The organism is Streptomyces anthophorae (assembly GCF_049310305.1).
In the GTDB taxonomy this organism is placed as follows: domain Bacteria; phylum Actinomycetota; class Actinomycetes; order Streptomycetales; family Streptomycetaceae; genus Streptomyces.
Genome location: NZ_JBLWQQ010000001.1, coordinates 4846999 through 4871707, shown reverse-complemented (window position 1 = coordinate 4871707; position 24709 = coordinate 4846999). Strand labels below are relative to the sequence as shown.

The 24709-nt window shown below is 70.5% G+C and carries 15 protein-coding genes; 8 read left to right on the top strand and 7 right to left on the bottom strand.

Annotation, left to right across the window (positions count from 1 at the left end; genetic code table 11):
- Positions 1–223 precede the first annotated feature (223 nt).
- Positions 224–874: a fasciclin domain-containing protein gene (locus tag ACNYS0_RS22205; protein WP_422476156.1), complete on the top strand. Its 651-nt coding sequence runs from the start codon at positions 224–226 to the stop codon at positions 872–874.
- Positions 875–1193: 319 nt separating this feature from the next.
- Here the strand turns inward: ACNYS0_RS22205 and ACNYS0_RS22200 are convergent, their stop codons facing one another.
- Complete coding sequence (locus ACNYS0_RS22200) at positions 1194–1508, bottom strand: hypothetical protein (RefSeq protein WP_422476170.1); 315 nt, start codon at positions 1506–1508, stop codon at positions 1194–1196.
- Between the two features lie 335 nt (positions 1509–1843).
- On the opposite strand from ACNYS0_RS22200, the gene ACNYS0_RS22195 reads away from it, so the two are divergent.
- The 4 genes from ACNYS0_RS22195 (at position 1844) to ACNYS0_RS22180 (ending at position 14575) form a co-directional block, all read left to right on the top strand.
- Positions 1844–12301 (top strand): amino acid adenylation domain-containing protein, encoded by a 10458-nt coding sequence (locus tag ACNYS0_RS22195; protein ID WP_422476168.1) that lies wholly within the window; start codon positions 1844–1846, stop codon positions 12299–12301.
- An 89-nt stretch (positions 12302–12390) separates the two neighbouring features.
- Positions 12391–12594, top strand: coding sequence for an MbtH family protein (locus tag ACNYS0_RS22190; RefSeq protein WP_422476166.1), 204 nt, complete (start codon positions 12391–12393; stop codon positions 12592–12594).
- A 101-nt stretch (positions 12595–12695) separates the two neighbouring features.
- Positions 12696–13757 carry an ATP-binding cassette domain-containing protein gene (locus ACNYS0_RS22185; RefSeq protein WP_422476164.1) on the top strand — a complete coding sequence of 354 codons (1062 nt, stop codon included), beginning with the start codon at positions 12696–12698 and terminating at the stop codon, positions 13755–13757.
- Positions 13745–14575: an ABC transporter permease gene (locus ACNYS0_RS22180; RefSeq protein ID WP_422476162.1), complete on the top strand. Its 831-nt coding sequence runs from the start codon at positions 13745–13747 to the stop codon at positions 14573–14575. Before ACNYS0_RS22185 ends, ACNYS0_RS22180 begins: the two co-directional genes overlap by 13 nt.
- Positions 14576–14668: 93 nt before the next feature.
- Here the strand turns inward: ACNYS0_RS22180 and ACNYS0_RS22175 are convergent, their stop codons facing one another.
- Together ACNYS0_RS22175 and ACNYS0_RS22170 are read right to left on the bottom strand one after the other, a co-directional pair.
- On the bottom strand, positions 14669–15148 hold the full coding sequence (locus ACNYS0_RS22175) for an SRPBCC family protein (protein ID WP_422476160.1): 480 nt from the start codon (positions 15146–15148) through the stop codon (positions 14669–14671).
- Between the two features lie 1016 nt (positions 15149–16164).
- The gene (locus ACNYS0_RS22170; RefSeq protein WP_422476158.1) at positions 16165–16455 is read right to left on the bottom strand and encodes a chaplin; all 291 of its coding nucleotides are present in this window, start codon (positions 16453–16455) and stop codon (positions 16165–16167) included.
- 801 nt (positions 16456–17256) lie between these two features.
- Between ACNYS0_RS22170 and ACNYS0_RS22165 the strand changes: the two genes are divergently transcribed.
- Entirely contained in the window at positions 17257–17907 is a 651-nt protein-coding gene (locus ACNYS0_RS22165) for a fasciclin domain-containing protein (RefSeq protein WP_422476156.1), read from the top strand.
- Positions 17908–18431: 524 nt separating this feature from the next.
- Positions 18432–18590, top strand: coding sequence for a hypothetical protein (locus ACNYS0_RS22160; RefSeq protein WP_422476154.1), 159 nt, complete (start codon positions 18432–18434; stop codon positions 18588–18590).
- A 17-nt stretch (positions 18591–18607) separates the two neighbouring features.
- Here ACNYS0_RS22160 and ACNYS0_RS22155 read toward each other — a convergent pair whose 3' ends face one another.
- The 4 genes from ACNYS0_RS22155 to ACNYS0_RS22140 all read right to left on the bottom strand — a co-directional run bounded on the left by ACNYS0_RS22155 (position 18608) and on the right by ACNYS0_RS22140 (position 23593).
- Positions 18608–20329, bottom strand: a complete 1722-nt coding sequence (locus ACNYS0_RS22155; protein WP_422476152.1) for a relaxase/mobilization nuclease domain-containing protein — start codon at positions 20327–20329, stop codon at positions 18608–18610.
- Entirely contained in the window at positions 20326–20991 is a 666-nt protein-coding gene (locus tag ACNYS0_RS22150; RefSeq protein ID WP_422476150.1) for a MobC domain-containing protein, read from the bottom strand. Before ACNYS0_RS22150 ends, ACNYS0_RS22155 begins: the two co-directional genes overlap by 4 nt.
- Positions 20992–21041: 50 nt before the next feature.
- On the bottom strand, positions 21042–21815 hold the full coding sequence (locus tag ACNYS0_RS22145) for a DUF2637 domain-containing protein (RefSeq protein ID WP_422476148.1): 774 nt from the start codon (positions 21813–21815) through the stop codon (positions 21042–21044).
- Positions 21816–22078: 263 nt separating this feature from the next.
- Positions 22079–23593: a DnaB-like helicase N-terminal domain-containing protein gene (locus ACNYS0_RS22140; protein WP_422476146.1), complete on the bottom strand. Its 1515-nt coding sequence runs from the start codon at positions 23591–23593 to the stop codon at positions 22079–22081.
- 242 nt (positions 23594–23835) lie between these two features.
- On the opposite strand from ACNYS0_RS22140, the gene ACNYS0_RS22135 reads away from it, so the two are divergent.
- A complete protein-coding gene (locus ACNYS0_RS22135) occupies positions 23836–24387 on the top strand; it encodes a helix-turn-helix domain-containing protein (RefSeq protein ID WP_422476144.1) in 552 nt (183 codons plus the stop codon).
- The last annotated feature ends 322 nt before the right edge of the window (positions 24388–24709 follow it).

Sequence of the window (24709 nt, the reverse complement as noted above, 5' to 3'; positions counted from 1 at the left end):
GTGTGGCCGGTGTCGATGGAGTGGACGGTGGCATTCGAGGTGCCGCGCTCCAGCGTCTGGCGGCCGGCGTCGGCCTGCACGTGATCGCGGCGACCGCGTGCAGGCTGTGGTCGCATGCGAGGTCACTCTTTTTGGGAGGCGACCAATCCGCGGCACGGGGCGCACCGGATTCCCGGTGATGAGGGCGAATGGCCCTCACGGTTCTGATCGTTGAGGAATTGCCATGCAGACTCGCGTCCGTCGTGTCGCCGTTGCCGTTGCTGCCGCCGCCATGCTGCCCGTGGCCCTGACCGCCTGCTCCAACAGCGACTCCAAGGACAAGGCCTCCGACAGTTCCTCCTCGGCCTCCTCGAAGAAGTCGGACACGGCCAGCCCGTCCAGCAACACCGCCGACATGGACAAGCCGTTCGGCTCGGCCTGCTCCTCCGTGCCCAAGGACGGCGCAGGCTCCTTCGACGGCATGGCCAAGGACCCCGTCGCCACCGCCGCCTCCAACAACCCGGCCCTGTCCACCCTCGTCACCGCCGTGAAGAAGGCCGGCCTGGTCGACACCCTCAACAACGCAAAGAACATCACCGTGTTCGCCCCCACCAACGACGCCTTCGCCAAGATCCCCAAGGCCGACCTGAACAAGGTCCTCGCCGACAAGGCCCAGCTCACCAAGATCCTCACCAACCACGTCGTCGGCCAGAAGCTCGCCCCCAAGGACCTCGAGAACGGCTCCTTCGACACCCTGGCCAAGACGAAGCTCACCACCGCCGGCTCCGGCGAGAACTACAAGGTCAACGACACCGCCAACGTCGTCTGCGGCAACGTCAAGACCGCCAACGCCAACGTCTACATCATCGACTCCGTCCTCATGCCCAAGAGCTGAACGCCTCCCCCCGGGCCGGTCCACGCGCCCGGCCTGAACCAGAGCCTGCGACACGATGCTGCGGCCCTGTGCGGCAGTGAGGGTTCCTCACTGCCGCACAGGGCCGCGGCGTCTCAGGCGGCCACCGTGGAAGAACAGCAGGGCAGACACCGCGCCTCCGCGCGGCGCAGTCGATACGCCGGGCACACCCGTAGAACGACTCCTGTCACCGCCAGAGGCGCACGTTGTTGCCCGCGTGCGGGTGGCACCTGAGCAGCCCCAAAGACCCTCGCGACACGTGAGGGTGACGAGCGGGTCGAAGTCGGCCCGCCCCGCCGGTTCAGGGCCTCAGTTCACAGGTGGAGAGCAGGCAGAGATTGCCGCCCTGCACCAGGCCGATGCCGCCTTCGGTGTCCTCGTCGGAGCCGGTCGAACATGTCGAGAGCAGACACAGGTTGAAGCCCTGTGTGCCCCGATAACCGCCTGCCGTTGTCGCCGCATGCCGAGCGGGCGCTTCCTGCCTGGACCGAGCGCTCTCTGCCTTTCCTGACGCGCCGGAAGCCGATGCGACGGTGGCGCCGGTGAGGCACAAGGCCACCGCGCTGCCTGCGACGGCTATGCCGCGAAGCGACTTGGCCCATCCTGGACGGTGCATCTGAAGGTGCTCCTCTGTGCTCGGGTTTGGCGGCGTGTGAACCGCTCACCATGCCTGACCCCATTGATCCGTAGCCCTCCCCCCGCACGGATGGGTCCGCCGATCCCACAGACCAACAGAGGCTCGGAATACCGCTGCCGCCGGCACGAAAGGGACGGACTACGCACCGGTAACAAAGGGTGCCCTGTGTCACACACCAATCCGTAGCCCCATGCGTCGCGGATTAACCACGAAAGACGGTGCAGTGAAGGGTTCGCATCTGCACCGATCGAGGTGAGATCAGGAGGGGTGGTCGACGGTGTCGACACGCATCGCTTTGGTACTGGAGCGGGCACATGACTGAGAAGAACACCGTCGGGCTGCCGCTCACCGCAGCGCAGGAGTCCTTGTGGTTCGCGCATCAGCTGCGCCCTTTGGGGGCCGACTTCACGATTGCCGAATACGTCGACATCGAGGGGGAGTTGGACCTCGCCACACTGCGCCGATCCGTCGCCCTCGCGACGCAGGAGATCGAAGCGCTGCGCGCGACCGTGGTCGACGACCCGAGCGGTACGACGGGGCTTCAGCGGGCCCGTCCTGACATCACCAATGGCGTCTCCTTCGTCGACCTGTCCGCGAATGCGGACGGCGAAACAGACGCACACCGGGCCATGCGAGAGAACCTGTCCATACCCATCGATGTCGCGCGGGGGCCGGTGACCGCCTTCACGCTGTACCGGCTCTCGGCGTCACGCCACCTGCTGTACATGCGCACGCACCACCTCGTGCTGGACGGGTACGGCGCGGCAGTGGCACTGGGGCGGATCGCCGAGACGTACGGCCTCCTCGCCGCCGGAGACGACGTCCCGTTCACACCGCTGCCGCTCGAACCGCTGGTGTCAGAGGCGCGGCAGTACACCCTGTCGCCCCAATACGCCGAGGACGCGGCCTACTGGCGTGGCCAGTTGGACGGCACTCCCTCCGCCGAGCGGCTCACGGAGCACACGGTGTCCCCGGCCTCGAAGGTGCTGCGGCACTCGGTCTCGCTGGACCGGGCACGGTGGCAGCGGCTGCGGGACGGAGCACGACGCGGGCGGGTGGCCTGGCCCGCGCTGTTCGTGGCCGGCACGGCCGCCTATACGCACCGGATACGCGGCGCGCAGGACCTGTTGCTCGGCATGCCGGTGACCGGCCGCCGGAGCCGGACCGCCCGGCAGACGCCGGGCATGATGTCGCAGGTCCTTCCGCTGCGGCTGCGCCTGGACGCCACGGACTCCGCCCGGGACCTGCTGCGGCAGGTGACGACGGCGATGCGGGGCGCGCTGCGGCACCAGCAGTTCCCGGCTGAAGAACTGCGCCGGGAGCGCGGCCTGGTGCGCGGCGAACCTCTGGTGGGGCCGTCGGTGAACGTGCTGGCCTTCGACGAGAACCTGCATTTCGGATCGGCGAGCGGCACTCTGCACAATCTCTCGCTCGGCCCCGTCGAGGACCTCACCCTGGCCGTGCACCCGGTCCCGGGCGGCGCCGGCGCCCGCGTCGACATCCTGGCCGATGCGGCGCTCTACGACGAGGCGTCCGCCGCTGGGCACTTGGAACGCATCCTGCGGCTGACCGAGGGACTCGTCACGGACCTGGACCGGCCACTCAGCGCGCTGGAGCTCACCGATGCGCGGGAGCGGGAGCGGATGCTGTCCCTGGGACGGGGCCCGGTGAACTCCCGGCCGGGCGGGGGCGGTTCCTCCACGCTTGCCGAGGGCGGCGATCCGACGCTGCCCGAGGTGCTGTCGCGGCTGGCGCGGGAGATACCCGACGCGCCGGCTGTCGACGACGGCACACGGAGCCTGACGTTCGCCGAGCTGGACCGGGCGGTCGACTCGGCAGCCACGGCGCTGCAGGCCGACGGCGCCGGCGCGGGCACGACGGTCGCCGTCGCACTGCCCCGCTCGGTCGACACTGTCGTCGCCCCGCTCGCCGTGTTGCGCAGCGGTGCGGTCTACCTGCCGGTGGACGTCGCGTATCCGGCCGAGCGCATCACCCATCTGCTGGCCGATGCCGCCCCGGTGATCCTGCTCTGCGAGCCCGACGGCCCGGTCGCCGGCATGGCCCCTGTCGGCACGGCCGTACGAAGCCTGCCGCAGTTCCGCAACACCGTCTCCGGCTCGCCACTCGCCGCGCCGCGTGCCGACGATGCCGCGTACCTCATCTACACGTCCGGATCCACGGGCCGCCCGAAGGGCGTGCTGGTCGAGCACCGGTCGATCAGCAATCTGCTCGCCCATCACCGGCAGGAGTCGCACGCGAGCGCGGAACTCGCCGGGGGACGGCGCATGCGTGTCGCGCTCACCGCCGCCACCTCGTTCGACGCCTCCTGGGACCCACTGCTTTGGATGCTGGCCGGCCATCAGCTGCACATCGTGGACGACACCACGCGTCGCGACCCGGAGGCCCTGGTCGACTTCCTGCACACCGAGCGCATCGACGTCATCGAGACCACCCCCAGCTTCCTGCAACAGCTACTGGCCGCGGGCCTCACTGCCGCCGCAGACGACGCGGCCGACGCGGCAGCGCACCGACCCAAGGTGATCGCTCTGGGCGGCGAGCCCGTCAACGACGAGCTGTGGCAACGGCTCTCCGCGGACAAGAACCTGCTCGCGTACAACTTCTACGGACCGACGGAGACGACGGTCGACGCCGTCACCACCCGGATCGGCGGTGCGGAGCCGGTCATCGGCCGCCCGGTCCGCGGCGCCCGCGCCTATGTGCTGGACGCGGCCCTGCACCTGCTGCCGTGCGGTGTGACCGGCGAGCTGTACCTGGCGGGCGAAGGGGTGGCTCGCGGCTACACCGGGCAGTCCGGGCTGACCGCCGACCGGTTCCTGGCGGACCCCTTCGGGGAACCGGGGGCGCGCATGTACCGCACCGGCGATCTGGTGCGGTGGCACGGGAACGGCTCACTGGAATTCGTCGGCCGCAGCGACGACCAGATCAAGGTGCGAGGGCACCGGGTGGAGATCGGCGAGATCGAGTCGGCGCTCACCGCGCTGCCGGGGATCGCCCAGGCGGCGGTCACGGTGCGCGGTGACGGGCCGGGTGGAGAGATCCTGGCCGCCTATCTCGTACCGACTCCGGACGCAGCGGGCAGCGAGATGCGCTCCGACCAGCGCCCGGCCCGCGACGCCCTGGCAGCGTCACTGCCCGCACACATGGTGCCCGCGGCGTACGCGGCCACCGACCGGCTGCCGCTGACGCCGAACGGGAAGCTGGACTCGGCCGCTCTGCCCCCGGCCACGGCTGTTTCCGCGGGCCCCACGGTGCAGCCGCGTACTGCCACCGAGGAAGCGGTCTGCGCGGTGATGGCCGACCTGCTCGTGCTGACAGAAGTCGGGCGGGAGGACGACTTCTTCGCGCTCGGCGGCCACTCCCTGCTGGCCACCCGACTGTTGGCCGGCCTGGCCGAACGGACTGGCGTCCGGCTGCCGGTGCGCGCGCTCTTCGGGGCGCCGACCGTCGCCGGCCTGGCCGGATTCGTCGACGCCGAACGGCGCTCCCACCGTGCGGAAGCCGGCGACGGCCCGACTGTCGGGGAGCGTCCCGCGCGGCTGCCGCTCTCGGCGGGCCAGCACCGCCTGTGGCTGCTGGAACAGATGGGCGAGGGCGGTCAGCGCTACCACATACCCGTCGCCGTCCGGCTCGACGGCGACCTCGACGTTCCTGCTCTTCAGGCGGCCTTCTCCGACCTCCTGGCGCGGCACGAGAGTCTGCGGACGGTCTACCGGGAGGACACAGCAGGACCGCACCAGGTCGTGCTGCCGGCCGATGACTGCGGCGTCGAGCTGCACACCGCCCCCGTGCAGCCGAACGGTCGCCCCGGGACCTTTCCGGCGCCCGACTTTGATCTCGCTCAACGGCCGCCTTGGCAGGCCCTGTTGGTCCCGACCGCCGCGCGCAACGGCGACGGCACGGGCTCGTACCTGCTGCTGCTGACGCTCCATCACATCGTGACTGACGGATGGTCGATGGGGCCGCTGGTCCGTGATCTGTGCACGGCGTACCGGGCCCGCGTCGAGGGGCATGGACCGCAGTGGACACCACTGCCCGCGCAGTACGCGGACTGGGCGTTGCGCCAGCACACCTTGCTCGGCGACCGGGACGATGCCGAATCGCTCAGCGCGCGACAGCTGACGGACTGGCGGACGGTACTGGACGGGGCGACGCCTGAGCTTCCCCTGCCGTACGACCGGCCCCGTCCGGAACATGCCACGTTCCGCGGCGGCCGCGTGCCGCTGCGACTGGACGCGGTCGAGCACCGCGCCCTGGTCGCGCTTGCGCGGGAGGCTGGGGTCAGCCCGTTCATGGTCCTGCACGCTGTGCTCGCCACGCTGCTGCAACGCCTGGGCGGCGGGGACGACATCGTCGTCGGCACCCCGGTGGCGGGACGTGACGAGGAGGAGTTCCACGATGTCGTGGGGTTCTTCGTCAACACCCTGGTGCTGCGCGTGGGCACCGGCGGCGATCCGGGTTTCCGGGAGCTGCTGGGCCGGGTGCGGGAGGCGGATCTGAGCGCCTACAGTCGGCAGGATCTGCCGTTCGAGCAACTGGTGGAGGCACTGGCTCCGCCGCGCTCACTCGCGCGACACCCGCTCTTCCAGGTGATGCTCGCCCTGAACAACACCCACACACCCCACCTCGACCTGCCCGGTGTCCGGGCCGAGGTCCTGGGTTCCGGAGGCGAAACGGCGAAGTTCGACCTGACCTGGGACTTCACCGAGCTGCACGGCGCGGACGGACAGCCGACGGGAGTGACCGGCGAAGTGGAGTACAGCGCCGAACTGTTCGACGAGAGCACCGTGCGTCGCTTCGCCGACCACTTCGTCCGGCTGCTGCGGTCGGCGCTCGCCTCGCCCCGCACGCGGCTGAGCGCTCTGGAGATGCTCACGAAGGAACAGGTGCATGCGGCCCTTGACGCGGGAACGCGTGACGACTGCGCGGACCGGGGTCAGGAACTGGTGCACAGCGTCTGTGACGTCCTGGAGACGCAGGCGGCGGTCACCCCGGGCCGCACCGCGGTGAACGACGGTCACCTGTCCATCTCTTTTGGGGAGTTGGCGACGGATCTGTACGACGTCGCTCGGCGTCTGGTGGGCGCCGGCGTCAGCCCCGGCGACCGGGTAGCGGTAGCCGTGCCCCGGTCCACACGGCAGATCGCCGCCGTCTTCGGTGTGCTGCGCGCCGGCGCGGTGTACGTGCCGCTCGACCCATCGCATCCGGCGGAACGCAACGCACAGATCCTGGAGTCCGCACGGCCGGTGGTGCTGCTGACCGAACGGTCCTGCGCCGCGGCCCTGCCCGCATCCCGCACACCCGCGCTCTACCTGGAGGACGCGCCCGGCACGGGCCTTGCTGAAACCCTGCCACCGGACGGCCCCCGGGGAGCAGACCCGGCCTACGTGCTCTACACCTCGGGCTCCACCGGTCGGCCCAAGGGCGTCGTCGTGGAGCACCGTGCACTTGCCAACCTGCTGCGGCATCACGGCCGCCAGCTGATCGAGCCCGCCGAACAGGCCAACAACGGGCGCCCGTTGCGCGTGGCCCTGACGGCCGCAGCGACCTTCGACGCCTCCTGGGACCCGCTGCTGTGGATGACCGCCGGGCACGAACTGCACCTGGTGGACGACCGGAGCCGTCGTGATCCGGAGGCGCTGGTGCACCTGCTGCACGAGCGGCGGATCGACGTGATCGAGACGACGCCGTCCTTCCTCGAACAGCTGCGGGGGTGCGGCCTGTTCGCGCCCGGCAGGCCCTGGCCACGTGTCGTGGCTCTGGGCGGCGAACCGGTGCACGACAAGCTCTGGCGGGAACTGGCCGAGCTGTCCGGCGTGACCGTGTGGAACCTCTACGGGCCGACCGAGACGACCGTGGACAGTGTTGCCGTCCGGGTGACTCCCGGTTCGGGGCCGGCCATCGGCCACGCGGTCACGGGCATGAGGGCCCGGGTCCTCGACTCGCGGCTGGGCCCCACGCCGCCGGGCGTCATGGGCGAGCTGTATCTGGCCGGGGCCGGGGTGGCCCGCGGTTACGACGGAGCGACGGGGGCGACCGCCGACCGGTTCCTCGCCGACCCCTACGGTGCCCCGGGAAGCCGCATGTACCGGACCGGCGACCTCGTGCGCAGGCGGCCGGACCACTCCCTGTCGTTCGTGGGTCGCACGGACTCCCAGGTGAAGGTGCGCGGATTCCGCGTCGAGACCGGCGAGGTGGAGGCCGCACTCACCGCTCACCCGGCTGTGCGGCAGGCCGTGGTGACCGTCCGCGACGCCGCCGGCGGCGGCAGGCTGGTCGCCTGGGCCGTACCGGAGACCGGTACCGAGCCCACGGCCGCCGGACTTCGATCGTTCCTCGGAGACCGGCTCCCGGCGTACATGACTCCCTCGCACCTCGCGCTGGTGCCGGACATCCCGCTCACCGTGCACGGCAAGACGGACTTTGCCGCCCTCCCCGACCCGGGGGCGGCCGTGCAGGAACGGGGTGAGCGGCCACGCACCCCGCAGGAGGAGATCCTGTGCGCGCTGTTCGCCGAGTGCCTCGGCACCGACTCCGTCGGTCGCGACGCGGACTTCTTCGCGCTCGGCGGCCACTCGCTGCTGGCCACCCGGATCGTCAACCGCGTACGGAGTGCGTTCGGTGTCGAGATCCCCGTCCGCGCCCTGTTCGAGGACCCCACCCCGGCCGGACTGGCCCGCCGCCTCGCCGGTGCCGCGCACGGCCGTCCCTCACTCCAGTCCCGAACCGACCGGCCGGCGGACCTGCCGCTGTCCTTCGCGCAGCACCGGCTCTGGTTCCTCAACCGGATGCGCTCCGACGACGCCTCCTACAACCTGCCGATGGCGGTCTCGCTGCGGGGACGGCTGGACGTGTCCGCGCTGCGCGACGCGCTCGGCGACGTGGTGGCCCGGCACGAGAGCCTGCGCACGGTCTTCCGCGACACGGCCGGCCGGCCCGGCACCCCGGCCCAGCGCATCCTGTCCCCCGGCGAGGCCCGCCCGACGCTCACCGTCACGCCCAGCACCCAGGACGGGGCCGCGCAGTTGCTGCGCACAGCGGCCCGCGAGGGGTTCGACCTCGCCCGTGACCTGCCGTTGCGCGCCGAGCTGCTGCAAACCGGCGTCGAGGAGCACGTCCTGCTGCTCACGGTGCATCACATCGCGGCCGACGGATGGTCCATGGGCCCGCTGGCGCAAGATCTGGCGGCCGCGTACGCAGCACGGGCCACCGGCCGCACCCCCGACTGGACGCCGCTGCCGGTGCAGTACGCCGACTACGCTCTCTGGCAGCGCGACCTACTGGGCGGTCCCGACGATCCCGACAGCGTGCACGCACGCCAACTGGCCTACTGGCGAGACGCGTTGGCCGGGGCTCCGACCGAGCTGGCGCTGCCCGCCGACCGGCCGCGCCCGGACGTCGGCTCCGGACGCGGCGGCAGCGTCGCACTACCGCTCACCGACGGCGATGGCCGCCGACTGGCGGAGCTGGCCCGGCGCGAGGGAGCCAGCACCTTCATGGCGCTGCACGCGGTGCTCACCGCTCTGCTGGACCGGTACGGCGCGGGAGAGGACATCGTCGTCGGCAGCCCGGTCGCCGGCCGCACCGACGAGGCACTCGCCGGACTGGTGGGCTTCTTCGTCAACACGCTGACCCTGCGGGTCCGCACCGACGGCGACCCGGACTTCCGCGCCCTGCTCGACCGCGCCCGCGAGACCGACCTCGCCGCCTACGCCCACCAGGACCTGCCGTTCGAGTCACTGGTGGAGCACCTGGCGCCTCCGCGGTCACTCTCCCGGCATCCGTTGTTCCAGGTGATGCTCTCCCTCAACAACGCCGGTCGCCCCGCGCTCGACCTGCCCGGCCTGCACGCCGCGGTGCAAGGCGTGGACACGGCCGCCGCCAAGTTCGACCTGTCGTTCAACTTCTCCGAACAGAGCGGGGGCCAAGAGCTCACGGGCGAGCTGGAGTTCGCCCGCGACCTCTTCGACACCGCGACCGCACAGCACCTGGCCGACTCCTTCGTCACGCTGCTCCGGCTCGCCGTTGCGGATCCGGACGCCCCGTTGTCCCGGCACGATCCGCTCGGCCGGGAACAGCGCGCCGAGCTGCTCGCCCTCGGGAGCGGGCCGCAGACCGCCCCGCGGCACCCGACGGTGATCGCGGGTTTCGAGGCCACCGCGGCGGCGGCACGCAGCAGCGACATCGCGGTGCGCTGCGGGGCGCAGGTTCTCTCCTTCGCCGAACTGTCGCAGGACAGTGCCCGCTTGGCGCATCTGTTGCGGGCACACGGAGTGGGTCCGGACCGCACCGTCGCGGTACTGCTGCCACGCTCCACCGGATCGCTGACCGCGCTGCTCGGTGTGCTGACCGCGGGCGGTGTCTACGCGCCGCTCGACGACGCCCTGCCACCGGCGCGGGTGGCCGCCGTACTGAGTGATGCCCAGCCCGCCGTGGTGCTGGCCGCCACGGCGACCGCCGACCGCATACCCGACGGTCCCTGGCAGGTCATTGTGCTGGACTCCGCCGACACCCTCGCGGCACTGGCCGGGCTCGACGGCGAACCGCCACGGGACCTTGCTGCCGGGCCCCGGGACGTGGCCTACGTACTGCACACCTCCGGCTCCACCGGGCGCCCCAAGGGCGTCGTCGTGGAACACCGGTCGTTGGCCCAGTTGTGGGAGCACCACCGGCAGACGCTGTTCGCACAAACAGCAACCGGCGGACGCAGGATGCGGGTGGCACTGACCGCCTCCCTGTCCTTCGACGCCTCCTGGGACCCCGTTCTGTGGATGCTCGACGGGCACGAACTCCTGATCGTCGACAACGACACCCGCCGCGACCCGGCGGCCCTCGTCCGGGCCGTGCGCGAGGACCGTATCGACGTACTGGAGACCACCCCGAGCCACGCGGCGGCCCTGCTGGACGCCGGGCTGTGCGAGCCGGGGGCGCCCGGCCACCGGCCCGCCGTCCTGGCGCTCGGTGGCGAGGCGGTGCCGCCGGGCCTGTGGCAGCGGCTGCGCGCCGTGCCCGGCCTCACCGTGTGGAACCTGTACGGCCCCACCGAGGCCACCGTGGACACCCTGTGTGCACCTCTGCACCACACCGATTGGCCCGTACTCGGCGACCCGGTGTCCGGGACCCGCTGCTACGTCCTCGACCGGCATCTGCGGCCCGCCGCGCCGAACGCGACCGGCGAGCTGTACCTCGCGGGCACAAGCCTGGCCCGCGGCTACCTCGGCCGGCCCGCCGAGACCTCCGCCCGCTTCGTGCCGGACCCGTTCGGTCCGCCGGGCAATCGGATGTACCGCACCGGGGATCTCGTACGGCGGTCGGCGGACGGCCGACTGGAGTTCCGCGGCCGGGCCGACGGTCAGCTGAAGGTGCGCGGTTTCCGCGTGGAACCCGGTGAGATCGTCGCCGTGCTGGAGCGGCAGCCCGGCATCGGGCGGGCCGCCGTGGTGCTGCGCTCCGTCGGCGCTCAAGACGCCCACAGTACGCAGCAGTTGGTCGCCTATGTGGTGCCCGACAGCGGTAGGACCGCGACGGGCGGACCCGCCGAGCCGGACCGTGACGCCCTGCGCACGGCCGTCGCGGCCGAACTGCCCGGCTACATGGTTCCCGGCGCGTTCGTCGGCCTCGACGCACTGCCGCTCACCGCGAGCGGCAAGCTCGACGCCGCCGCACTACCGGATCCGCGCGACGAGCACCTGGCCCGCGGGACGGGCAGGGGCCCGGCCGGCCCGCGCGAGGACCTGCTGTGCGCCCTGTTCGCGGAGGTCCTGGGCACCGAACAGTGCTGGGCCGACGACGACTTCTTCGCGCTCGGCGGCCATTCACTGCTGGCGGCGCGTCTGCTGGCACATGTACGCGACGCCACCGGGACGGACCTGGGGATCAGGGCGCTGTTCGAGACGCCGACCCCGGCCGGCCTCGCGGCCGCGCTGGCGGCACGCGAGGCGGAGTCGGGCGACCCCCGACCGGGCGCGGACCTCGCCTCCCTGCTGCCGCTGCGCGTCGGCGGCAGTCTGCCGCCGCTGTTCTGCGTACACCCGGCGGGCGGCCTGGCGTGGTCGTACGCGGGGCTGCTCCAGCACGTCGCCGACCGGCCGGTGTACGGGCTCCAGACACCCAATCTGGATGGCACCCGGTCGTTCCCGCAGAGCATCGAGGAAATGGCGGCCCACTACATCGCGCAGCTGCGCACAGTGCAGCCGCACGGCCCCTATCGGCTGCTCGGCTGGTCCTTCGGCGGCAACGTCGTCCAAGAGGTCGCCGTCCAACTCCAGCACGCGGGCGAGGAGGTGGCGCTTCTGACTGTGCTGGACTCCTTCCCCGTGCCACCCGCCGACGGCCTGGAGGACGCCGGACGCGACGTCGTCTTCCGCGCCCTGCTGACCGCCCTCGGCCTCGACCTGTCCGCCTGGGACGCCGACGCCCCACTGGACGCAGCCGCCGTACGCGACGCTCTGCGGGAGACAGGCAGCCCGCTCGGCGCGCTGGAACCGGAGACCATCGAGACCATGGTCGGCAACTTCGCCGCCCAGGCCCGGCTGATGCGCGACTACGTCCCGAGCATCTTCCACGGCGACGTGCTCTTCTTCCGCGCCACGGAAGAAGCCCCCGCGAGCGGCCTCGTCCCCGCCCTGTGGGACCCGTACGTCGACGGCACCGTCCAGGTGCACGACGTGCCGTGCGGCCACGCCCAGATGCTCCGTCCCGATTCCCGGGCCCTCATCGGCCCCGTCCTCGACATGGCCCTCCGGGCCACCTGAGCCCGCTTCGACCGGACAGCCCCTGCTCGGCCAAATGCGCCCGAAAACAGTTCAGTTCACCGAACACGACCCGAGAGAGTGACCGCATCATGACCAACCCCTTCGACGACCCCGCCGTCCAGCACCGTGTCCTGGTGAACGACGAGGGCCAGCACTCCCTGTGGCCCGAGTTCGCCGACGTGCCCGCAGGCTGGCAGCCCGTCCACGGGCCCACCACCCGCGAGGCATGCATCGCCTACGTCGACACCCACTGGACGGACCTCACTCCGCGCAGCGCGCTGGCCTCCCGATGAGCACATCAGGAGCGAATCTGCTCGGCACCCTCAGATCGCCCCTCCCTCAACAGGAGCACGTCGGGCGGCACGTGGCGCCTGCGGGTGAGCAGGACGCGATCGTGGCTGAGGGCCTCACCCGGAGCTTCGGCAACCGCCAGGCACTCGCCGGCATCGACCTGCGGGTCCCGGCGGGCACCGTGCTCGGCCTGCTCGGCCCCAACGGCGCGGGCAAGACCACCATCGTGCGCATCCTCACCACACTGCTGCGTCCGGACGGCGGCCGCGCCACGGTAGCCGGACACGACGTCCGCAACGCGCCGGAGGCTGTGCGCGAACGCATCGGCCTGTCAGGGCAGTACGCCGCCGTCGACGAACGGCTGACCGCACGCGAAAACCTCTACCTCGTCGCGCGGCTGTACGGCATGAACCGCAAGGCAGCCCGGCAGCGTGCCGGTGACCTGCTCGACCGGTTCGCGCTCACCGAGTCCGCCGACCGGCCGAGCGGCAGCTTCTCCGGCGGCATGCGCCGCCGCCTCGACCTGGCCGGTGCCCTCACCACGCGGCCCGCCGTCGTCTTCCTCGACGAGCCCACGACGGGCCTCGACCCACGCGGCCGGGCCGACACCTGGCGGGCCGTGCAGGACCTGGTGGCCGACGGCACCACTGTCCTGCTCACCACCCAGTACTTGGAAGAGGCCGACCAGCTCGCCGACTCCATAGCCGTCATCGACCACGGCCACGTCATCGCCCGCGGCACAGCGACCGAACTGAAGGAGAAGGTCGGCGGAGAACGCATCACGCTCCGCCCGGCCGTGTCGGAGACCATGGCGGCGATCGCTGGAGTGCTGGCAGGACTGGGCCCGTACCAGCCGGAGGTGGACCGGCGTGCCGGACACGTCTCCGTCGCCACCGACCACGGCGCCCCGGCTCTGCGGCGCGCCCTTGCCGCGCTGGAGGAGGCGCAGCTCACCGTGCACGACGTTTCCCTCGCACCGCCCACCCTCGACGACGTGTTCCTGGCACTGACCGGCAGAGCCCGGCATCCCGACACCTCCAGCGCGCAGCAGGACACGGAAGGACCAGAACTGTCCACGGGTCACGGCCGGAAGCCCGGCGACGAGAGTCCCGCCGCCCGACGGCGCAACGGACGCAAGAAGGGAGCCCACGCATGGCGACAGTGAGCCTGACCGCCCAGAAGCCGGCCGGCCCGTTTCGCACCGTGCGTGACGGGCTGCTGATCGCCGAGCGCAACCTCCTCAACCTGCGCCGTACCCCGGGAGCGGTCATCGCCGCGCTCGTCCAGCCCCTGATGTTCGTGCTGCTGCTCGCCTACGTCTTCGGAGGCAGCCTCGGCGGTGCGGAGTACCGCACGTTCCTGATGGGCGGCATCTTCGCGCAGGCCGTCACCTTCAACGCGTCCTTCACAGCCATCGGTCTCGCCGCGGACATGGACAAAGGCATGGTCGACCGCTTCCGCGCACTGCCCATGCCGCGCGGTTCCGTGATCCTTGGCCGCACTCTGTCCGACCTCACCATGAGCGTCGTCACGCTCGTGGTGACCTCATTGTGCGGGCTCCTGGTCGGCTGGCGCGTCGAGGGCTCGGCACTGGACGCCATGGCGGCGTACGGGCTGATTCTGCTCTTCGCCTTCGCCATGTCCTGGGTCGGAGCCACGATCGGACTCATGGCTCGCAGCGTCGAGGTCGCCCAGAGCGCCGGGCTGATCTGGCTCTTTCCCGTCACCTTCATCTCTGGCGCCTTCGTCTCCGTCACCACGATGCCCGGCCCGCTCCGCACGATCGCCGAGTGGAACCCGGTCTCCGCGACCGCCACCGCCGCCCGGTCGCTCTTCGGCAACGAGGCCCCGGCAGCGGTCGTCCCACCGCACTCCTGGCCGGTGCAACACGCCAGTGGTTACGCGCTGCTGTGTTCGTGCGCAATCGTCGCCGTCTTCATGCCCCTGGCCGTCAGCCGATACCGGCGCATCGCACGAGGCTGATCCCAGCCGTGGGACGGAGGGCACTCTGGTGTGGCCCGTGGTGAACGCATTCCGGGCCGCACCCCAAGTCCTGAAGAGAACCGACAGCCGCCGTCACAGGGCGAACGACCCGTTTTCGACCGTACGAGCAAGGATTCCGAGTGTGGCGCGCAGCCCCGCCTCCGGAATGACCGGGAAGACGCCCGCCTCGCGGTACTTGTCGTCGATCTGGCTCCAGTCGTAGTAGGAAGTGACGAGGGTGCCCGTCTCGTTGGGTTCGAGTCGGTACCCGTAGAGATGACGGATGGGAGGCTGGATGGTGCCCGAGATGGTCCACTCCAGGACAACGTCGCGTTCATAGCGCGTGATGATCACTGTTACGTCATAGCGGCCCATGGGCAGATCCCCCAGAGCCTCCCGGTCCATGTGGACAACGAACTCGTCTCCCGCCTTCTCCACGGGAGCACCCTCCGCAGACTGCAGCATTCCAGAACTGTCGATGCTCACGTGGCCCTGCGGCGAACGCAGCACGTCGAAGATCGCGGAGGCGGGCGCGGCAATGTGACGCGTGACTTCAAACCGGTCTGTTGTCATGCATGCACCCTGACACGCCTGTACCGATCCTCCGCTGCGAATATTCGCTCATCGCGCACTATGAAGCGGGCAGTCCCCTCGACAGAGGCCCGCCCGCTGGTTGCATCAGGATGGGTCAGAGGCCGATTCCTAGGCCCAGGCCGAGTCCGAGCCCGATACCTCCACCGTAGTAGTAGCCGTGGTCCCAGTAGCCACCGTGATGGTGCCACCCAGGTCCGTCGTCGGCGGGGAGGGTCTGGGCCGCCTGGGTGGTCGTGGATTGCGCAGGGGTCGCAGCCTGTGCAGCGCCAGCCAGGGGAAGAGCAGCGGCGCAAGTGAGGGCGGCGATGGCCGCCCCTCGGGCGAGTGTGATGCGCATGAGGAACTCCTTTGTCCTACGGCAACAACACTTTCAACGATAGAACGGTCCGGGCCTCGACGCGCGTTGGATCATGACGCGTCGCCGCCGCCATCGATCGCGAGCACCCCAACTGTCAGACCCGAGTTCGGGTCCGCTGCCGCTCAGGCTGCAACACCAGCACACTCTCAGCCGCGACCTGACGGCACATCAAACAAATAGGGGGCAGAACTCTGACACCTCATCAGAACACGCCTCGCTCATGGTCTGCGAAGGGGAGCCACTCACGCTGGACGGCTTACTGACGGGTGACTGGGCCTTGTTCAGAAACCGCGGATGCACCGATTTGCCGACGGTCAGGTCGTCACGCGACGCAACGAGGCCGGCCTCCTCCACAGCCATCGAAGCGAGCAAGTCCATGAACTCACTTCGCTGATCATTCGACAGGTGAGACACCAGAGCGGCGACGCTCTCCAGGACCTTCAACGCGCTATCCGGACCCCTCTACCCGTCCCCGCCCCCTCAAGAACCAGAGGACGTCGACCAGCACATCTGCCAGAGCGCAGACGATCGCCTTTCCCTCAGGCAACGGCGGTGCCGCGACCGGGTGCCGCCTCCCCCAAAAGGCAGCACCCGGCCTCACCAGCTCTCGCCCCGGCAAGTGCGCCAGGACGCGGAACTACTTCGACATGTCCCAGTCACCCATGTCGCCGTGGTGGCCCCAGCCACCGGAGGCATTGGCACAGGTGTTGCCGAACGCCGGGTTGAGCGCGCCGATCACGCTGACGGTATTCCCGCAGACGTTCACCGGAACATGCACCGGCACCTGGACGAGGTTGCCCGACAGCACACCGGGCGAGCCCACCGCGGCGCCCTGCGCCCCGCTGTCGGCCGAGGCGGCGCTCGCACCGGCGAGAACCGCACCGCCCACAGCCACCAGAACCGCCGCGCTCCTGAACACACGAGACATGAAACTCTCCCTGCTGCTCGAACAGCATCACCCTCAGCGGGCGACACAAGGAACTGCTCGCTCCTCACGAGCAATCCGCTACGTCCCGCGGCGCGGATTGGCCGATTCGTCCGGTTTCACTCGTTCGGGTCGGCTGCGCCGGCTCACGGCAAGCTGTCCGTCGCTCCGCCGCCGCTCGGGCGGACCTGGGGCACGTTCCGGATGGTGGCCAACACGGCGACACGCAGCCGAGGCGGCGGCGTCGTCTCGGACGCACCTCCGCCGCCACCGGCCTTCTCGTGCTCCGGCGGCCCGCATCCGGTGGGCCCGACGCCCGCCTCGCCCGTCGGCCGCAACAGCTTCGCGGTGTACCTCCGTAAGGGCCACCATCCTGCCGACCGGAACGGATCTCGTTGCTTCACCGCACTCCCCCAACATCTGGACGAAGCACTCTCCTTGACGGCGAGGGCTGCTCGCGGCACTTGCCGCTGTCGGCAGTAATCCGGTGGCCTCTCGTGCACGGCTTGGTCGGGCCCACCGGTTCTCGCGTCATGACTCGGATGCCCCCTGCGTGGCCGCGCCCCGAGAAGCCCCGACTGTCCCTCATCCGAAGGTACGGGCGTACGCCTTGATGCCGGGGGTGAGACGGGCTCCGGAACACACAGTGGTTGATCGGGCCCGAGCCACTTCCCTCCAGCAGAACCCCGTGCCGCACGCGAGGTCACTCTTTTTGGGAGGCGACCAATCCGCGGCACGGGGCGCACCGGATTCCCGGTGATGAGGGCGAATGGCCCTCACGGTTCTGATCGTTGAGGAATTGCCATGCAGACTCGCGTCCGTCGTGTCGCCGTTGCCGTTGCTGCCGCCGCCATGCTGCCCGTGGCCCTGACCGCCTGCTCCAACAGCGACTCCAAGGACAAGGCCTCCGACAGTTCCTCCTCGGCCTCCTCGAAGAAGTCGGACACGGCCAGCCCGTCCAGCAACACCGCCGACATGGACAAGCCGTTCGGCTCGGCCTGCTCCTCCGTGCCCAAGGACGGCGCAGGCTCCTTCGACGGCATGGCCAAGGACCCCGTCGCCACCGCCGCCTCCAACAACCCGGCCCTGTCCACCCTCGTCACCGCCGTGAAGAAGGCCGGCCTGGTCGACACCCTCAACAACGCAAAGAACATCACCGTGTTCGCCCCCACCAACGACGCCTTCGCCAAGATCCCCAAGGCCGACCTGAACAAGGTCCTCGCCGACAAGGCCCAGCTCACCAAGATCCTCACCAACCACGTCGTCGGCCAGAAGCTCGCCCCCAAGGACCTCGAGAACGGCTCCTTCGACACCCTGGCCAAGACGAAGCTCACCACCGCCGGCTCCGGCGAGAACTACAAGGTCAACGACACCGCCAACGTCGTCTGCGGCAACGTCAAGACCGCCAACGCCAACGTCTACATCATCGACTCCGTCCTCATGCCCAAGAGCTGACCCCCAGGGCACGACCGCCCGCCGCACCTGAAGCAGAGGACCGCACCGCCCCCTCTGCGACAGCTGCGGCGGGGGCGGGCCAGGCGACTCGATCTTCCACGCGCCTTCCGGCTCCGCCTTCCCATCTGAGCCCGCAGGAAGCACCGCGCACGCCACAGCACCGACTGTGCGCACTTTTCCTGGCCGGACCGTGCACGCTTTCGCACACATCCGACTCGGAGAGTTCGCCACGGTCGCTGCCGTCGCCGACGAACTGAGCGCCGAGCGCGCGCCCGGCGCGGCGAAATCTACTTTCGCGCCTGGGCCGACCACCTGCTCGGCCTCACCGCGCTCAGACGGACCGAGCAGGCCGCGGCCCACGTTCGCACCTACCTGAACGGCAGGCTCCGTCTCCACGACAGCTTCGGCACCGCCATGACCCTCGATGCACCCGCCCCGCGGCCACCGCCTCCGGGCATGCCGAGCACGCCCGCCGCCTCAGCGGCGTCGCCGAACAAATCTGGCACGCTCTCGACGCGCCTCAGATGGGTATCCCGGAGCTCGTCACCGCACGTTTGGCATGCCAGGACCAGGCCCGCCACCTCATCGGAGACGACGCCTACGAGCCCCCCTTCCACACCAGCCACGACACCGACCCCGACGCCGCCATCGCCAACACCCTCCACCGTTGCCCCATCGCATGACCGCTGACCGGCGCTGATCAGCGGCGCCGCGGCTGGCGGGCGGGCTCGGTCCCAGGTGTACGGAACAGTGGTGTCGCCGTAGGGCCTGTTGTACCGGGGCTCCTTGGAGAGCTGTGGGTCCGGGCGGCGCGGGCTCGTGAGCTGGGCGCGGGGCGGGCAGCAAGCCGTTCGATACGCCAGGTCAAGACTCGGGCGGGAGAATCCGCGTCGTCCAGCGCACGCTGGTCGGCCGCGTAGCGCAGAAGTTGTGCAGGGTCGTGTCCGGCGCCTTCGGCTTGCGCGAGCGCAGTGGTGAGGGCGTCCAATGCGGGATCGTCGATGACCTGCTGTGCGTGCGCGGGGACGGCCTGCCAGAGGTAGGCACGGTGGCTGTCGGCCACAGTCCGCGGCGGACGTTGGTGAGCAAGCACGGCCAGCGGGGCCGGAGCTGTCTCCTCGTAGAGGGCTTGGAGGCCGGTGAGGGTGTGGTGTGCGGCTGCCACTTGCTGGTTGTGGTGGTGGTGCTGGTGCCAGCGGATGGAGGCGATCACTGCGAGGATCGCGGCGTCCAGGAACATGCCCAGGGTCGCGCCGTCGGCAGGCGCGGGTTCACGCAGGATGGCCCGGACGGTGCTGCGCAGGGCGCGGGCATGATAGTGGTCGGCCTGTGTGCGGGAGCGGACCGCGCGCTCGAAGGCCGTAGAAGCGTCGCGTAGTTGAGCCCGTCGGTGGGCCGGCGCGGTGAGGGAAGCAGCAGTGAGGGCTTCGCCCAGGGCGTTGATGTGGGCCTGGGCTGCCTCCTCGTCCGTGTTGCCTTCGGCGAGGTGGTGTGGAAGGCGTTCAAGGGCAGCGGTGGCCTGGTGCCATGAGTTGGATCGACGCTCGACGGACGGGGTGGTGGACTGCGGGGTGAGACTGTCCAGACTGTTCTTGACCTTCGGGAAGGACAGGTCCGGGGCGAGTTCGGAGCCGGAGAACCAGACCGGCTCGTCGGCCTGGTTGGTGTCGCCGGTGAGGGCGACCGTGTAGCCGCGGACGTCCCCCGAGGGGAAGTACTTGACGTCGACCTGGATGCCGTCGGTATGGGTGAGCAGGTGCAGGAACTCCTCGCTGCTGCGGGAGACGGCCACGGCGTTGCGAACGGTCTTCCGCAACTGTTCGCGTGGGGTCTTCGCATGTCCGTTGCGGCGGGCCTTCTCCTGCTCGGCGCGGGTGGGTCGCCTGGCGGCGGTGCGGTCTCCGCGTACGACCTGGAAGAGGCCGTACTCCTTCTCGATGGCAGCGAGTTCGCGGTCTGCGGTGAGGTAGTCGTTCCAGTGGCGGGCGGGGCGCAGGTCTGCGCGGACGGTGGTGGCGGCGATGTGGATGTGGTCGGGGGCGTGGCGGACGGCGATCCAACGGCAGCCGTCCGGATCGCCGTTCGGTGCGATGCCGGTGGTGGCGACGACGCGGTGGGCGATGTCGGCCCACTCGTCGTCGGTGAGGTGGCGGTCGGCCCGGGCGGCGCGGATCGAGCAGTGCCACACGTGGCGTTCGGGGGCGCGGCCGTGGCGGCGAGCCTGGTTCACGCGCAGGTCGAGGTCCGCCACGAGCTGCTTGCGGACCATGTCGGGGTCCTGGGTGGTGCGGCCCGGGTCGGGGGCGAAGCCGTCCCAGGAGGCGACCAGGTGCGGGTCGGTGTGGTCGGTGGCCTTCTTGGTGTCGAAGAGGTAGCGGATGAGGCCCCCGGTGCTCTTGCCACTGCTGATCTTCGCGATCACCGGGGCGCGGCCCTCTCGGTCTTCCTGCCCACCGCGACGGCCGGGTTGGCGGCCGCCGCGATGTCGGTGACCGTGCTGCCGACCGAGGTGAGGGTGCGCTCGACCTGGGCCAGCAGGGCAGTGTCGCCGGGGCGAGGCGTGCCGCCGGAGTTGAGCTTCTTGGCGATCTGGTTGGCGTTGCGGCCGATCGCGGCGACCTGTTCGCGCAGGGCCGCCAGCTCGTCGATGTAGTCGTCGAGCTGGGTGCGCTGTGCCGGCAGGGCGAGGTCGCCGTGCAGGTGGGCCATGACGACGGCGCCGACGTAGTGCGCGCCGGCGATGTTCAGGGAGCGGGCCTTGGCGAGGATGGCGGTTTTCTCGGTGCTGCTGTAGCGGACGTCGACGCGGTCGGTGCGTTGCACGGGCTCGCGGTGTCGGCGGCGGGCGACGCGGTGGAGTGCGGCTTCGTCAGCGGCACGGGACGGCACGCGCTGCGCTTCTCCTGTGGCTCCGTGGTCGGGTGCCCCCTGGCGCTCGACCGCCGCTTCCGCCACCCCTGGGGCGGAGGCTTGCCCGTTGGACCGGCCCTTGGACGGTCCAACGGGATACCTTGCTCCGTCGTTGGGGTTGGTGGTCGTCTCCTGCTGGGCGGTGTGCGGTTCAGGGCGCGGGACGTTGTGCATGGGCTGGTTCTCCGGGGGTGCGGGGCCGTGGTCGGAGGAGGGGTCGGGCGTCAGGCAGCGTCTGCGTCGTACTGCGGCCGGTCGGCTGCGGCGTCAAGTTCCTTCTGGACGAGGCCCTTCAGTTGGTCCGCCTCGATCCGCCCGATCGTCAGGTTCCGCTCGCGGAAAGTGGCTTCGATGTGGCGGCGCGAGGCACGACCTTGGCGGCCAAGGGGTGCGGAGCGGGCGAGGGCGAGCCGCTCGGGGGAGACATCGGAGGGCAGGTGCTCGTGCGGTGTGGTGGCGGCGCTGTAGACCGTCGCCACATCGGTGGCGTCCGAAGCCACGTCGCCAGGGGTGGGCTCGTACGACGCCACCTCGTCGCGGGCTGTGGGATGACGTCGGATGACGATGTAGAGGTGGACGGCACCGGCCAGCGCGAGCGGGGCGATGGCAGACAGTCCGCCGACGGTGACGTTGTCGAGCCGCAGGCCGCCGCTGTGCCGGCTTTGCTCGTTGAGGCGGACGGCATGCAGGGCGTTGGCCCAGATGCTGGTCATGGTCGCGGCACCGACGAGGGCCCACACGTACGCCCGTGAGTGAGTCGGAGCGGTGCGGAGCATGAGCAGGGCGCCGACGCCGATGGCGATGAACCCGTCGATCACGAGGGGGAATGCGTAGGTGAGGAGCCCGCGGATGTGGGTGGCGACGGCCATCTGCCGCAGGGCGTCGTAGGAGAGGGCGAAGGCGAACGCAGCGAGCAGGGCGATGCCGGTGCGAATGGCTGCGGTGCCTGCTGTCGGGCTGAGGCTTTGGGCGGTGGTGGGGGTGGTGCGGAGGGGCAAGGTTCGGTCTCCGGAGGGTGCTGTGCGGGGTGGTGGTTCGGGGCGTTCACGCGGGGTCACGCGAGGGGGCGTACACGCGGGCCCCCTTCTAAAGGGGGCCCCGCCCGTGAACGCCTGTGTGCGTGTACGGCGTGCACGGTTCCGTGATCGTTTGACCTGCGGTTTTGCCGTGTCCGTGTACGCCGCGAGCGGTTCACGGCGCCGGTTTAGCGTGAGGGGCGCGTGTACGGTCACGTGAACGCTCTGCAGGGGTTGTGGACGGTTCAGCCGACGGCGGTGAGGTGGCGGGCGGAGGCGTAGTACCTGGCTTGCTGCCCGCCTCCGGTTCCTCCGGCGATGCCGTCGGCGCGGGTGGCCAGGCCGGTGTCGACGAGGCGGGTCAGGTGGCGCCTGGCCTTCTCCACGTCCGCACGCTCTGGCTCGCTGCCGCCGGTGAGGATGGCGGCGAGCTCGCGGACGGTCATCCCGCCGGCGGCGTTGCGCAGCAGGACTGCGGGGTCCCGGCTGGGGTCGACGGTGGTGGTGCCGCGCTTGTGGTCGTGGGTGACGTCCAGCGGGCCGACCTCACCGGTGGGGGTTTTCAGGTGGTGCAGGGTGACGGCGGGGTCGCCGGCCCGGCCGGTGACGAAGAGGACGCTGCCCGCGCCGGCGGTGAGCCAGGTGGAGCCGTAGACCTGGTCGAGGGCGGGGCGTTGGCCGCGTGGGGCGTCGGCGGTGGCCTTGCGCTGGTGGTGCAGTTCCAGGATCTCCACGCCGCTGCGCAGGGCGCGCATGCGGGCGTTGTGGAAGGCGACGGCGAGGCTGTCGTCGACCATGGTGCTGACCGCGTCCTTGAGGCTGTCGATCACGATGGTGTCGGCCTGGTGGGCGGCGGCGAGGTCGGCGAGGAGATCGGGCTCCTTGTCGAGGGTGGCGGGCAGCGGGCCCTGCCAGACGACGAGTCCGTCTTGCAGGATCGTCTCGTCGGTGTCGAAGACGCGCCGCGCCATGGCCTTGGCGATCTGCTTGGGCCGGTCCATGGCCAGGTACAGGACCCGCCTGCTGGGGGCGACCGGCAGCTCCAGGACGGTCTCCTGCAGGCCGAGCCGGGCGAAGATCACCTGGTGGGCCAGGGTGGTCTTCCCGACCCCGGGAGCGCCGACGATCATCAGGCTCTCGCCGGTTGCCCAGACAGTCTGTTCCCGGGTGCCCCAAAGGGGCTCGGCGTCCGCTCCGGTCTCCGTGACGAAGGACCATCCGTCCTTGGCGAAGCGGTTGAGGCGTCCCTGCCCGGAGGCCAGCGCCCGCTCGCGTTCGGCGCGCATCTCCGTCTCGACCTCGCTGCGGATCGCCTCGGGGTCGGCGCCCGGCTCCTGGGCGCGCTGGAGGGTACGCACGGCGGAGCTGCGGAGGCGCCGCAGGTCGGCCTTAGCCCGGATTATCTCCGCGTGGTGCCCCGCGCTGGTGGTGGCGTAGAGGGCGTCGGCGAGCTGGTGAAGGTAGCTGCGGTCGCCGACGCGCCGCAGGTCGCCCTGCTGCTGGAGCCGCTCGCTCAGCACGATCGGGTCGGTCGGCCTGTCCTCGCGGTGCTGGGCGAGGAGCGCGCGCCAGATGGTCTCGTGCGCGGGCCAGTGGAAGGCGTCGTCGCCCAGGACGGGGCGGACCGTGTCGATGACGGTGGCGTCGTGCATGCAGGCGCCGAGGACCGCGCGTTCGGCGTCCACGTTGGCGGGAGGCTCCTGTGCCTCCACGGGCGGCAGTGGTGGCAGGGTGGTGCGGTTCGGTTCGGGATCGGCCATACTGGGCTGTAGCTCCTCTGCTCGCGGGCCATATGGGACGGCAATCCCGGCCTCGCGTGTTGATCGCTAGGGATGGCGGTTGAGAGGTTTGCGCCTGAGCCCCCGGCATCGCCGGGGGCTTTTTCGTGCCCTGGCCCCCTGTGAGCGCAGGGGGTGTGGGGCTATCAGCATGCCACACGAATTGCAGATCGCAGTACTGCTCTGCGCGTCGCAGAATTGCTGGTACTATTGGGTCCCTGCGGATGGCAGAGACCCCCTACGAACGGAAGGAGGCGGTCGTGGCCGATGAAGATCCGCCAGAAGGAGTGCTGCTCAGCGGCGAGGGCAACGTCGCGGTGCGCATCAAGCTGGAACGCGAAGCACGCGGCTGGAGCACCAACGCCCTGTCCGACCGCCTGAACGAGGCCGGCTTCGACATGAACCCGTCCGCGGTCTGGCGCATCGAGAACGGCAAACGCCGCATCAACCTCGACGAGGCCATCGGCTTCGCCGACGTCTTCGGCCTCGACCTGCGCAACCTCGTCGGCCCCCCGCAGCTCGCGGCCCAGGCCCGCGCCATGGAACTCATCGACGAGGTCGTCGACGCCTTCCGCGCCACACAGCGCGCCAACGCGACCCTCACCGAGGCGCGCGACGCCCTCGACGCCTACCTCACCGAGCACCCCGACATCAGGGAGGAAGCCGACGTCGCAGTCTCCAATGCCATCGCAACCGAAGCCTCCAAGCACCTGCTGAAGGCGTACGCACCGCCACCCGGCGAACACGACACTGCCGCACCCGACGACGAGGCGTAGGCCCCAGACTCCACGACCGCACCGAGCCCGCAAACACTCGGCACGGTCAGCTCAACCACATCCCTAGCCATCAACCGGTGGGTCGGTGTTGCCGCACTCCCGCCGGGCCCCGAAGAGGATTCGCCCTTGCGTCACACCCTCCCCACCGCACCTCGGCCTCCGCACGAACGCCGCCATCTCCCTCGCCCTGCCCCACCGTCGCTCGCTCAACTACGCAGCGGCCACAGCGGGAACGGTGAGGGAGGTCCGGCCCTTTGACCGAGGACGAGTGGCTTCGCCGTGTAGAGGCCCAGCTCCCCGCCCGTGACGAGGAGTGGGTCGA